The sequence below is a fragment of the Cellulosimicrobium sp. EB106-03-01-XG111 genome (assembly GCF_058792115.1).
On record NZ_JBYTEQ010000035.1, the window covers coordinates 1 to 11,157 of the forward strand.

Annotated in this window: 11 protein-coding genes and 1 riboswitch; of the genes, 4 read left to right on the top strand and 7 right to left on the bottom strand. The window is 72.9% G+C overall.

Going from position 1 to position 11,157, the window contains the following annotated elements:
• The first annotated feature begins 217 nt into the window (after positions 1 to 217).
• Positions 218 to 1,219, top strand: coding sequence for an ATP-binding cassette domain-containing protein (locus AC3WT4_RS19730; RefSeq protein WP_074808132.1), 1,002 nt, complete (start codon positions 218 to 220; stop codon positions 1,217 to 1,219).
• The gene (locus AC3WT4_RS19735; protein WP_074808135.1) at positions 1,219 to 2,070 is read left to right on the top strand and encodes an ABC transporter permease; all 852 of its coding nucleotides are present in this window, start codon (positions 1,219 to 1,221) and stop codon (positions 2,068 to 2,070) included. The genes AC3WT4_RS19730 and AC3WT4_RS19735 overlap by 1 nt, the downstream gene beginning before the upstream one ends.
• Positions 2,071 to 2,118: 48 nt before the next feature.
• Here AC3WT4_RS19735 and AC3WT4_RS19740 read toward each other — a convergent pair whose 3' ends face one another.
• From AC3WT4_RS19740 to AC3WT4_RS19750, 3 genes are all read right to left on the bottom strand, one after another.
• Positions 2,119 to 3,066, bottom strand: a complete 948-nt coding sequence (locus tag AC3WT4_RS19740) for a universal stress protein (protein ID WP_074808136.1) — start codon at positions 3,064 to 3,066, stop codon at positions 2,119 to 2,121.
• Positions 3,067 to 3,253: 187 nt separating this feature from the next.
• Positions 3,254 to 4,066, bottom strand: a complete 813-nt coding sequence (locus AC3WT4_RS19745; RefSeq protein ID WP_400109108.1) for a C40 family peptidase — start codon at positions 4,064 to 4,066, stop codon at positions 3,254 to 3,256.
• A 7-nt stretch (positions 4,067 to 4,073) separates the two neighbouring features.
• A riboswitch (cyclic di-AMP (ydaO/yuaA leader) is annotated at positions 4,074 to 4,234 on the bottom strand.
• 166 nt (positions 4,235 to 4,400) lie between these two features.
• Complete coding sequence (locus tag AC3WT4_RS19750; protein ID WP_492316288.1) at positions 4,401 to 5,111, bottom strand: iron-dependent transcriptional repressor DtxR; 711 nt, start codon at positions 5,109 to 5,111, stop codon at positions 4,401 to 4,403.
• A 246-nt stretch (positions 5,112 to 5,357) separates the two neighbouring features.
• Between AC3WT4_RS19750 and serC the strand changes: the two genes are divergently transcribed.
• Positions 5,358 to 6,500: a phosphoserine transaminase gene (serC, locus tag AC3WT4_RS19755; protein ID WP_492316289.1), complete on the top strand. Its 1,143-nt coding sequence runs from the start codon at positions 5,358 to 5,360 to the stop codon at positions 6,498 to 6,500.
• Between the two features lie 93 nt (positions 6,501 to 6,593).
• On the opposite strand, the gene AC3WT4_RS19760 is transcribed toward serC, so the two are convergent.
• Positions 6,594 to 7,940, bottom strand: a complete 1,347-nt coding sequence (locus tag AC3WT4_RS19760; RefSeq protein ID WP_492316290.1) for an MFS transporter — start codon at positions 7,938 to 7,940, stop codon at positions 6,594 to 6,596.
• Entirely contained in the window at positions 7,937 to 8,395 is a 459-nt protein-coding gene (locus AC3WT4_RS19765; protein ID WP_492316291.1) for a MarR family winged helix-turn-helix transcriptional regulator, read from the bottom strand. The genes AC3WT4_RS19760 and AC3WT4_RS19765 overlap by 4 nt, the downstream gene beginning before the upstream one ends.
• Before the next feature lie 142 nt (positions 8,396 to 8,537).
• On the opposite strand from AC3WT4_RS19765, the gene AC3WT4_RS19770 reads away from it, so the two are divergent.
• Positions 8,538 to 9,002 (top strand): hypothetical protein, encoded by a 465-nt coding sequence (locus tag AC3WT4_RS19770; RefSeq protein ID WP_492316292.1) that lies wholly within the window; start codon positions 8,538 to 8,540, stop codon positions 9,000 to 9,002.
• Between the two features lie 71 nt (positions 9,003 to 9,073).
• Here AC3WT4_RS19770 and AC3WT4_RS19775 read toward each other — a convergent pair whose 3' ends face one another.
• Both AC3WT4_RS19775 and AC3WT4_RS19780 read right to left on the bottom strand, forming a co-directional pair.
• Positions 9,074 to 9,817, bottom strand: coding sequence for a DUF6270 domain-containing protein (locus AC3WT4_RS19775; protein ID WP_492316293.1), 744 nt, complete (start codon positions 9,815 to 9,817; stop codon positions 9,074 to 9,076).
• A 10-nt stretch (positions 9,818 to 9,827) separates the two neighbouring features.
• Positions 9,828 to 10,907 carry an LCP family protein gene (locus tag AC3WT4_RS19780; RefSeq protein WP_257417643.1) on the bottom strand — a complete coding sequence of 360 codons (1,080 nt, stop codon included), beginning with the start codon at positions 10,905 to 10,907 and terminating at the stop codon, positions 9,828 to 9,830.
• Positions 10,908 to 11,157 lie beyond the last annotated feature (250 nt).

Sequence of the window (11,157 nt, forward strand, 5' to 3'; positions counted from 1 at the left end):
TTCTCCCCCCCCCCCCCCCCCCCCCCCCCCCACGACCGCCTGTTCGACTTTCGGGCGCCCGATGAGGCAGCACCGTCTCGTCCTGGTTTTTCGTGCCCTTCTCGGCGCACGATGGAGGACGTGCGCGACCGATGAGTTCTGCCGACCCGGGCGGTCGGTGGGTGCGTGGGTGACCCGGAGGTTCCGGGCGGCCCGTCGGCAACGGCCAGGAGGGGACATGACCGAACCTGCACGCGGCGACCTCGCCGTCGAGGCACGCGGCCTCGTCAAGCACTTCACGACCGGGAAGTCGGTGACCAAGGCGGTCGACGGCATCGACCTCCTCATCCCGGAGGGCACCGTGTTCGGCGTCCTCGGGCCGAACGGCGCGGGCAAGACGACCGCCGTCCGCATGCTCGCGACGCTCCTGCGCCCCGACGCGGGCACGGCACGCGTGCTCGGCCACGACGTCGTGCACGACGCCGACAAGGTGCGGTCCGTCGTCGGGCTCACCGGGCAGTACGCGTCCGTGGACGAGGACCTCACGGGCACGGAGAACCTCGTGATGCTCGCGCGGCTGTACGGGTTCCTCGGCGGCACGGCGCGCGGTCGCTCCGCCGAGCTCCTCGACGCGTTCGGGCTCGGGGACGCGGGCGACCGCCAGGTGAAGACGTACTCGGGCGGCATGCGGCGGCGGATCGACCTCGCGGCGAGCCTCGTCATGAGCCCGCGCGTCATCTTCCTCGACGAGCCGACCACCGGCCTCGACCCGCGCAGCCGCAACCAGGTGTGGGACATCGTGCGCGTGCTCGTCGCGGACGGCGCGACCGTGCTGCTCACGACCCAGTACCTCGAGGAGGCGGACCAGCTCGCCGACCGCATCGCCGTGATCGACCACGGCAAGGTCATCGCGGAGGGCACCGCGACCGAGCTCAAGCGGTCGGTGGGCGAGGGCGCGGTCCACCTGCGCCTCGCGGACGCGACGCAGCGGGGCCGGGCCGCGGAGGTCGTGGGCGCGCTCCTCGGCACCGACATCACGCTCGCGAACGACCCGTACGCCTTCACCGCGCGCGTGCCCGACGACGGCGCGGCGGACGTCGCGCGGATCCTGCCCGCCCTCGGCGACGAGGGGATCGCGGTGCCCGAGTTCACGCTGGGCCAGCCGAGCCTCGACGAGGTGTTCCTCGCGCTCACCGGCCAGCCCATGGACGACGACGAGACGATCGAGGAGGTGGCCTGATGGCCGCGGACCCCACGACCACCGCCGCGGAGCTGCGCGCGCCCGAGGCGAACGCGCTGCGGGCGGCGGTCGCGCTCGAGCGGCGACCGGACCGGCCGTCGCCCGTCTCGGCGACCCTGACGTACACGTGGCGCGCGCTGCTCAAGATCAAGCACGTGCCCGAGCAGCTGTTCGACGTCACGGTCTCGCCGATCATCTTCACGCTGATGTTCACGTACCTGTTCGGCGGCGCGCTCGCCGGCGACGTGCAGAGCTACCTGCAGTTCCTGCTCCCCGGCATCCTCGTGCAGGCGGTGCTCTTCACGACGATCTACACCGGCTACACGATGAACACGGACATCAGCAAGGGCGTGTTCGACCGGTTCCGGTCGCTGCCCGTGTGGCGGCCCGCGCCGATCGTCGGCGCGCTGCTCGGCGACACCGTGCGGTACACGATCGCGTCGGTCGTGACCCTCGCGCTCGGCCTCGTGCTGGGCTTCCGCCCGCCGGGCGGCGTCGTCGGCGTGGTCCTGGGGATCGTGCTGCTGCTCGTGTTCGCGTTCGCGCTGAGCTGGGTGTTCACGGCGCTCGGGCTCGTGCTGCGCTCCCCCAACGCCGTCATGGGCACGTCGATGCTCGTGCTCATGCCGCTCACGTTCGCGTCGAACATCTTCGTCGACCCGTCGACGATGCCCGTCGTGCTCCAGCGCTTCGTCGACGTCAACCCGGTCACGCACCTCGTCACCGCGGTGCGCGGGCTCATGGCGGGCGAGCCCGCGACGGAGGGGATCGTGTGGGTCCTCGTGGCGTCCGTCGTGCTCACCGCGATCCTCGCGCCGATCACCATGCGGCTGTACCGCAACCGGAGCTGACCGCGCGCCCGGGCACCACGCGCCGTGGTGCTCAGGCGTGCCGGCGGCTCAGCGCTCCTGGGTCGTCGGCTCGTCGTCCTCGCACTTCTTGGTCACGACCATGACGGGGCACGCGGAGTGGTGCAGGACCGCCTGGCTCGTGGAGCCCAGCAGCAGACCGCGGAACCCGCCACGCCCGCGCGAGCCCACGACGATGAGGTCGGACGCCGTGGAGAACTCCGTGAGGAGCTCGGCGCCCGTGCCGTCGAGCACGATGCGCTTGATCGTGAGCCCGGGGTGCTCCGCCTCGTGGCGGTCGATGATGACGTTGAGCCCTTCGGTGACGTCCGCCAGCACCTGCTCGTGGTCGATCGACGCGGGCAACCACGCGAGGAGGCCCGCACCGGCACCGACCGGGACGCCGGCGACGGCGACGAGCTCGGCGTCCCACGCGCGGGCCTGACGGATCGCGTGCCGCAGCGCGATCTCGGCGGACGGCGACCCGTCCACCCCGACGACGATCCGGCGCAGGTCCCGCACCGGCGGCAGCTCCTGGGCGCCGCCCTCGTCGTCCTTGCCGCCCACGCGGTACGGCACGACGACGGTCGGGCAGTGCGCGTGCGCGGGCAGCGCGGAGGAGACCGTGCCGAGCAGCCGCTCGGTGAAGCCGCCGCGGCCGCGGGTACCGACGACGACGAGCGCGTGCTCGCGCGACATCTCCACGAGCACCCCGGCGGCGTCGCCCGTCGTGACGGTCGCCGTCGTGCGGACGCCGGCCCCCTCGGCGCGGGCGCGGGCCTCCTCGAGGACGGCGCGCGCCCCCTCCTGGATGGCGGAGTCGTCGAGGGCCGCGTAGCCGCCGTCGAGCGACGCCGCCGTGAACGACGGCAGCGAGTAGGTGCACACGATGTGGAGCGGCCACCCCACGCGCAGCGCGTACGCCGCGGCCCAGTCCAGGGCGTGGAGGCTCGGCGCCGAGCCGTCGACACCGACGAGGACGGATTCCGTGCGGGTCATGAGCGACTCTCCTCTCGACGGCCCGGTGCCATCGGACGACCAACCTAGCCGAGACCAGGCCCGGCCGTCCGTCTGCCACGAGTCACGAACACGTCAAGAATGCCACGAACCCCGCCCGCTCGCGCTAAGTGCGAGCGGACGGGGTTCGTCCAGCCAGTGACCGCGGGGGTCCTGATCGGGTGAGCGATCAGGCCACGCGGATGAAGGTGGGGTTCGACTGCCAGATCTGGCGGAACTGGACCGACTTCCCGGGGCGCGGGGCGTCGATCATCATGTTGTCGCCCGCGTAGATGGCGATGTGGCCCGGCGTCCAGATGAGGTCGCCCGGCTGCGCCTGGTCGCGCGACACCTTGGTGCCGACCGAGCCCTGGGCGCCCGACGTGCGCGGCAGGTTGATGCCGACCTGGGCGTAGACGTAGCTGGTGAAGCCCGAGCAGTCGAAGCCGTCGGGGGTGGTGCCGCCGTAGACGTACGGGACACCCACGTAGCGGGCCGCGATCGAGACGATCGACGAGCCGTAGGCCGACGCGGGGGCGCCGACGGACGCCTCCTGCTGGGCCGGCGCCTGGGCCTCGTCGGACGAGGACGACTGCGTGGACTGGCGCTCCTGCGTGCGGCTCGTCTGCGTGGTGCGGACGGGCTCCGGCTCGGGCTCCGGCTCCGGCTCGGGGGCCGGGGTCACGGTGACCGGGGCCTCCTCGATGGTGAACGCCGCGTCGGCCGCGACGGTCACTGCCGGTGCGGCCTCGAGGGCCTGGCGGGCCTGCGCGGTGAGGGCGCTGAGGTCGACGGCGTTGAGCTTGCCGGACTCGTTGTCGACCGGGGCGGCCGTCGCGGGGGCGGCGGCGCCGATCATCGAGACGATGAGGCCGGAGGACGCGGCGACGACGGCGGTACGACGACCGACGCTCGACATCTGGTCCGATGCGGCCTGGGCGATGGTGCTGAGTGGCGTCACGGGACGCCGCGCCGCGCGGTGGCGGGCGCGAGTCGTGCTCACGGTCACTGTTGCCTCTCCTGGACGCCTGCGAGGTCAGCTGTCGGGTTCGGGTGGAAGAGTCACCCGGCCTGACGGACCGGAGTCCGTCGGGCTTCACCCCAAGGGCGCTGTCTCCAGCACCCGGAAGTGGGTCCCCCGTCCCTGTCATCGGGTCGTCGTGGACCTCTCGCGGTGACAGGGTTAGGCGTTCCGCGCGAGGACTCCGCCAGATGGGTATCCCGACGGAGCAGGACGACCGTACAGGACCCCTCGGCAAAAGTCACGTTCCCATTACGACGGGACGCCGCCACTCGCATCGCCGCTGGTCACGGCGCTCCGGCCGGTGAACGGACGGCTATCCGCGGGCGACGAAGAGGTGGCGCGCGACGTCGTCGGGCAGGTCGAGGACCACCGGCACGCCCTCCCCCTGCACGGTGACCCCGCCGGCCGGTGCGGGACGCACGACGAGCGTGCGGCGCGGCAGCACCCCGGCCTGGGCGAACCGCGCGAGGAGCTCGACGTCGACCTGGACCGGCTCGGCGATCCGCTGGAGCACGACACGCACCTCGCCCCCGCCGAGGCCGTGCTGGGCGAGGTGGACGGGGAGCGAGACGACGCCGTCGAGGAAGTCGACCTCCTCGAGCTGCTCCCCGAGCTCCGGCAGGCCCGGGATGGGGTTGCCGTACGGGTCGAAGTGCGGGTGGTCGAGCAGCCCGAGGAGCCGCTCCTCGACGAGCTCGCTCATCACGTGCTCCCAGCGGCACGCCTCGGTGTGCACGTACTCCCAGTCGAGCTTGATGACGTCCGTGAGGAGCCGCTCGGCGAGCCGGTGCTTGCGCATGACCCGCGTCGCCTTCTCGTGGCCCGCGGGCGTGAGCTCGAGGTGGCGGTCGCCCGTGACGACGACGAGCCCGTCGCGCTCCATGCGCGCGACCGTCTGCGACACCGTGGGCCCCGAGTGCCCGAGGCGCTCCGCGATGCGCGCGCGCAGCGGGACGATGCCCTCTTCCACGAGCTCGTAGATCGTCTTCAGATACATCTCGGTGGTATCGATCAGATCGGTCACGTCACGCTCCCAGTCGCTCGTCGGCTCGGGGCGCCCGGTCGTCGCTGCCACGGGGCGCCTGCCCGCACCGGCGGGCCGCTGGGGTCAGTCTATGGTGAGCCCGTGACCCGGCCGCGGTGCCGTCCGGAGGCGCCCGTGGCGCGTCGCCGCGCGCACCTCCTCGCGGCCCCCGCCGCGGAACGTGCGGCGACGCACGGCCTGTGGACGAGGCTCCCTGCGCGCGCCGCGCGCGCGTAGGGTGACGCCGTGCCCGATCTCGCGAACACCTCGATCACGATCCCCTCGGACCTCCTGCCGGCAGACGGCCGCTTCGGGTCCGGGCCGTCCAAGGTCCGCGCCGCGCAGGTCCGGGCGCTGTCCGACGCCGGGACCTCCCTGCTGGGGACGTCCCACCGGCAGGCGCCCGTCCGGTCCCTGGTGCGCCGCACGCGCGAGGGCCTGGCCACGCTGTTCGCGCTGCCGGACGGCTACGAGGTCGTGCTGGGCAACGGCGGCTCCACGACGTTCTGGGACGTCGCGACCGCGTGCCTCGTCCGCTCGAAGGCGCAGCACGCGGCATTCGGCGAGTTCGGCGCGAAGTTCGCCGCCGCGACGACCGCCGCGCCGTTCCTCGAGCCGTCCCAGGTGATCTCGACCCCCGCGGGGACCGTCGCGCTCCCGGAGCCCGCGGACGACGTCGACGTGCACGCCTGGCCGCACAACGAGACCTCGACCGGCGCGATGGCGCCCGTGCGCCGCGTCCCCGGCTCGCGCGAGCGCGGCGCGCTCACGCTCGTGGACGCCACGTCCGGCGCGGGCGCGATCCCCGTGGACGTCGCGGAGACCGACGTCTACTACTTCGCCCCGCAGAAGGTCTTCGGGTCCGACGGCGGCCTGTGGCTCGCGCTGTGCTCGCCCGACGCGCTCGCACGCGCGGAGGAGGTCGAGAGCAGCGGCACCCGCTGGGTCCCGGAGTCGCTGTCGCTGCGCACGGCGGCGGCGAACTCGCGCCAGGACCAGACGCTCAACACGCCCGCGATCGCGACGCTCGTCATGCTCGCCGAGCAGGTGGAGTGGCTCCTGGGCAACGGGGGCCTGGAGTGGGCCGCCGCCCGGTCCGCCGAGTCGGCCGCGCACCTCTACGGCTGGGCGGACTCGCGCGAGTGGGCGACACCCTTCGTCGCGAACCCGGCAGAGCGGTCGACGGTCGTCGGCACGATCGACCTGGACGACACCGTCGACGCGACGGCCGTCGTGGCCGCGCTGCGCGAGAACGGCGTGCTCGACGTCTTCCCGTACCGCAAGCTCGGCCGCAACCAGCTGCGCGTCGCGATGTTCCCGGCGATCGAGCCCGACGACGTCCGCGCCCTCACCGCGTGCGTGGACCACGTCGTCGACCACCTCGCCTGACGAGCACGGCCGAGGTCCCCGTCGAGCACGAGGCCGGTGCCACCCTGTCCTCCAGGGCGGCACCGGCCTCGTGACTCGGTGGGAGGAGCGGCGTCAGGCCGCCCGGGCGGCCTCCTGCGCGTCCTCGGCCTCGATCCGCCGCCGCGCCTCGGCGCGTGCGGAGCGGTCGGTCGGCGTGCCGGCGTCGAGGTAGCGCACCACGAGGTGCGGGCGCTGGAGGACGCGGTAGCGGACCTCGAGGTGCCAGTTGCGCACGGCCCAGACGGCGGCACCCACGGCGACGAGCGCGGCGGTGATCGACCCGACGCCGATCGCCCAGCGCGGGCCCCACGCCTCGGCGATCCACCCGACGAGCGGGGAGCCGACGGGCGTCGCACCGAGGAACACGATCATGTAGAGCGACATGACGCGCCCGCGCATGACGGGGTCCACGGACATCTGGATGGTCGAGTTGGCCGCGGTCATCATGGTGAGCGACGCGAGCCCCACGGGGATGCACGCGACGGCGAAGGTCGCGTACGTGGGCATGAGGGCCATGACCCCCGTGGCGACGGCGAACCCGAACGCGGACCCGATGACGAGCCGGACGCGCGGGCGCTCCCGGCGTGCGGCGAGCAGGGCCCCGGTGAGCGAGCCGATCGCGAGGATGGACCCCAGGATCCCGTACTCCCCCGGCCCCATGCCGAACTCGACCTTCGCCATCATCGCGGACGTGAGCTGGAAGTTGAGCCCGAACGTCGACACGACGCCGACGACGACCATGATGACGATGATGTCCGTCCGCCCGCGCACGTACCGGATGCCCTCGCGGATCTGACCCTTCTCGCGTGGCGCGCTCGGCAGCACGTGGAGCTCGCGCGTGCGCATGTACATCAGCGCGAGGATCGTCGCGCCGAACGTCACGCCGTTGATGATGAAGAGCCAGCCGGAACCGACGGCCGCGATGAGCAGCCCGGCGACGCCCGGGCCCACGAGGCGCGCCGCGTTGAACGACGCGCTGTTGAGCCCGACGGCGTTGGAGAGCTTGTCGGCGGGCACCATCTCGGCGACGAACGTCTGGCGCACGGGGTTGTCGAACGCCGAGACGACGCCGAGCAGGCCGGCGAAGACGTAGACGTGCCACAGCTCGACGTTCCCGGACAGCACGAGCGCGCCCAGGCCGAGCGCGAGCAGTCCCATCGCGCCCTGGGTGGCCATGAGGAGCCGACGGCGCGGGAGGCGGTCGGCGAGCAACCCCGCCCACGCGGACAGGGCGAGCACGGGCGCGAACTGCAGCGCGGTGACGACGCCGACGGCGACGCCGGAGTTGTCGGTGAGGTCGCTGAGGACGAGCCAGTCCTGCGCGACGCGCTGCATCCAGGTGCCGACGTTCGCGACGAGCGCGGCGCCGAACCAGACGCGGTAGTTGAAGTACTGGAGGGAGGAGAACGTGGTGCTCATCGGGCGGCGATCCGGGTCAACAGCTCACTGGCGCGGGCCAAGGTCTCTCTTTCGTCAGGGGTGAGGGAGGTCAGCTGCTGCGTGAGCCACGCGTCCCGGCGGCGCCGCGTCTCCTTGACCTCGCGCACGCCGGCGTCCGTGAGGCGCACGACGACCTGACGGCGGTCGCTCGCGTGCTCCCCCTTCTCGACGAGGCCCATCTCGACGAGGGCGTTGACGGCACGGGTCATCGACGGCGGCCGGACGCGCTCGTGCTCCGCGAGCTCGCTGGGCGACATGGCGCCGTGCTTGTGCAGGACGGTGAGGACGCCGAACCGCCCCTCGGGGAGGTCCGCCTCGCCGCGCTGGGCACGCAGCCGCCGGGAGATCCGGGTGAGCGCGACCCGCAGGTCGCCGCCGAGCGTCGCGGGCCGGTACTGGTTCCGGGTGGGAGCAGTGAGGTCCGCAGCAGGCATGATAATTACCCTAACTCATTACCTTGGGTAAGGAAAGGGCGCGGGCGGAGACCCCCGTCACGATCGCGTGCCCGAGACGTCCCGGAAGTGGCGGACATCCGGAAAGTCCCTGTCGTCCCAGGCGTCCGCTAGGGTGTGCGCCGTGCACCAGGAACTGACCCTCGCCGAGACGCTCCACCTGCTGGGCCTCATGGACCGCGAGCTCCCGTCCTTCGTCACGTCCGTGTCGGGACGCGGGGACGCGCTCGAGGTCGTCGCCGACCCGCGCCAGGTGAAGCGCCTGCCCGCGCCGCTCCGGCTCGCGACGCGTCTCGCGCCGACGGTCCGGGCCACGCTGCGGGTGGTCGACGTCCAGGACGGCGTCGCGACGATCTCCGTCGACGCGAGCGCCGGCGGCCTGCCCGCGCACAAGCTCCTCGGTCTCGCCGCGAGCCGGATCGAGTCCGTCGTCGCGGCGAAGGGCCTCCCCGCCAGGTCCGTGCGGGTGCTCCCGGACGCGCGCGTCGCGCTCGACGTCCAGCTCCTCCTCCAGGCACGCACCCCGGGTGCGCGGGTGAGCGACATGGCGTTCAAGGACGGCGTCGTCGTCCTCGACGGCGCCGTCTGACCCTCGAGCACCCGACCCCGCGGGGTCCCGGCGCTCGTTCGCCCGGGGGCCGACGGTCCGTCGGTGGCGTGTCAGACGTCGGCGCGGGTCGCCTCGTCGAGGAGGTCGAGGAACGCGCGGTAGTAGCCCTCCACGTAGTGGACGGGCGACGCCCCCCACCGGTGGGACAGGTCGCCGACCACGAGCCGGTCCGGTACGCGGAGGAAGCGCGCCTCGGGCAGGTCCTTGCGCATGCGCGCGTAGAGATAGGTGAGCGTGCGGTTCGCCGACTCGACGCGCTGCTGGTCGAACGCCCCGCCGGCCGCGTCGCCCCGCGCCCAGTACGCCTCGTGCACGATCACCCGAGCCAGGCGGTCGTGCCGGAGCGCCGTCCTGACGAGCGTCGCCCACCCGGCCTCCCACCGCACCAGGAACTCGGGCGACCCGGACGCGACGCGAGTCCCCTCCGCGCCGTCGCCGCCGGCCCGCAGGAACTCCATGGAGCGGGTCGCCACACCGCCGTCCGACCCGACGACGAGGTCGTACTGCTCGTCGACGAGGTCGAGCACGACGACGTCCGCGTCCGTGGTCACCAGCTCCGTGGCGAAGGTCTTGGACTGGTCCCGCTCGACCATGCGGCGCTGGAACGACGACTCGACGCGGGCGAGGTCCACGCCGTCCAGACCGCCGGCCGCGAACGCGGACGCCAGCGAGCTGCGTGCGTAGTAGTCGGCGAGGCGGAAGCGCGTCTCCCCCGGCAGCGCGAACGCGTCCCGGGTGACGCAGCTCCCGTGGACGAGGACGCTGCGCTGCGGGCTGCTCGAGCCGTGGGTCACGGGCGCCCGGTCACTTCACGGTCGGCGGCAGGACCTCGAGCGCCTCGGCGTTCTGGACGAGGTAGTCGCCGACGGAGTCGTTCGCGATCGACGCCATGAGGGGGTCGAACCGGGCACGGTCGAGCACGACGATCGACTGCCCGTCGGCGCTGCGCCCCGTCCCGGAGTGGGGGGCGGTCATGAACGTGACGTCGTTCGTGCTCAGCCCGCGCGCGCTCATGTAGAGGTTCCGCATCTCGTCGATGGTCAGGCCGTCGTCGGTCGCCACGGACTCGCTCACCGCGGTGAAGAAGCGCGTCATCATCGCGACGTCGTTGCGGTTGTTGTTGATCTTGCCGAGCATCGCGCGCATCCAGTTCTGCTGGCGCTGCACGCGGCCGAAGTCACCGTTCGACAGGCCGTGGCGCTGGCGCGTGTAGGTGAGAGCCTCCTCGCCCGTCATCTGGTGCACGCCCGCCTCGAAGAACACCTTCTTGCCGTCGCCGATGTCCTCCGGGATGCGGATCTGCACGCCCCCCAGCGCGTCGGTGAGAGTCGTGAAGGACTCGAAGTCGGTCACGGCGAAGTGGTCGATCCGCACCCCGGTGAGGTCCTCGACCGTCTGGATCATGAGGGCGGGACCGCCGTAGGAGAAGGCGGCGTTGATCTTCGCCTCCCCGTGACCGGGGATCGGGACCCACGCGTCGCGCGGGATGGAGACGACCTGCGCCGTCTGCCGGTCGGCCGGCAGGTGCACGAGCATGATCGCGTCCGTGCGCTGGGCGCCCGCCTCCCACTGGGAGGGGTCGCCGGCCGAGATGCGGCTGTCGGAGCCGAGCACCAGGAAGTTCACGGCCTCCGTCGCGACCTCGGGGTCGCTCGGCGCCGGGTCAGGACGGTTCTCCAGGCCCTCGAACGGGTCGGCGAGCTTCTCGATGTTGCCGTCGAGCTGGCGCTGGAACCACCAGGCGCCTCCGACCCCGGCGAGGACGAGCACGGCGAGGAGCGACACGAGCACGACGAGCGCCGTCCGGCCCCCACGACGACGGCGCGCGTGCCGCCGGTCGGCACGCGGCTCGGGTGAGGGCTCGGGGAACAGGGTGTCGGCCACGGCTCGCATCCTACGGCTGGTGCCCTGCGCGGCACGGCTGTTCGGCGCGTCGCCTCCGTCCCCTTCACCCCCCGCGCACCACCGCTCCACGGGGACGCCGGGCCGTCGAGCGGTACGCTCGTACCGCTGATTTCCATGAAGGCACCGGCGGAAGGCGCGCCCCGGCGAGCCGTCGATCGCAGGGGGCGACATGTCTACGAGTGCAGCGCGGCGCGCTGGCGCGCGCCGTCGACCGGCGCCGCGTCCGTGG

Coding starts and splice junctions, on each gene's coding strand:
- AC3WT4_RS19730 (WP_074808132.1), top strand. CDS start 218: ATGACCGAACCTGCACGCGGCGACCTCGCCGTCGAGGCACGCGGCCTC.
- AC3WT4_RS19735 (WP_074808135.1), top strand. CDS start 1,219: ATGGCCGCGGACCCCACGACCACCGCCGCGGAGCTGCGCGCGCCCGAG.
- AC3WT4_RS19740 (WP_074808136.1), bottom strand. CDS start 3,066: ATGACCCGCACGGAATCCGTCCTCGTCGGTGTCGACGGCTCGGCGCCG.
- AC3WT4_RS19760 (WP_492316290.1), bottom strand. CDS start 7,940: ATGAGCACCACGTTCTCCTCCCTCCAGTACTTCAACTACCGCGTCTGG.
- AC3WT4_RS19765 (WP_492316291.1), bottom strand. CDS start 8,395: ATGCCTGCTGCGGACCTCACTGCTCCCACCCGGAACCAGTACCGGCCC.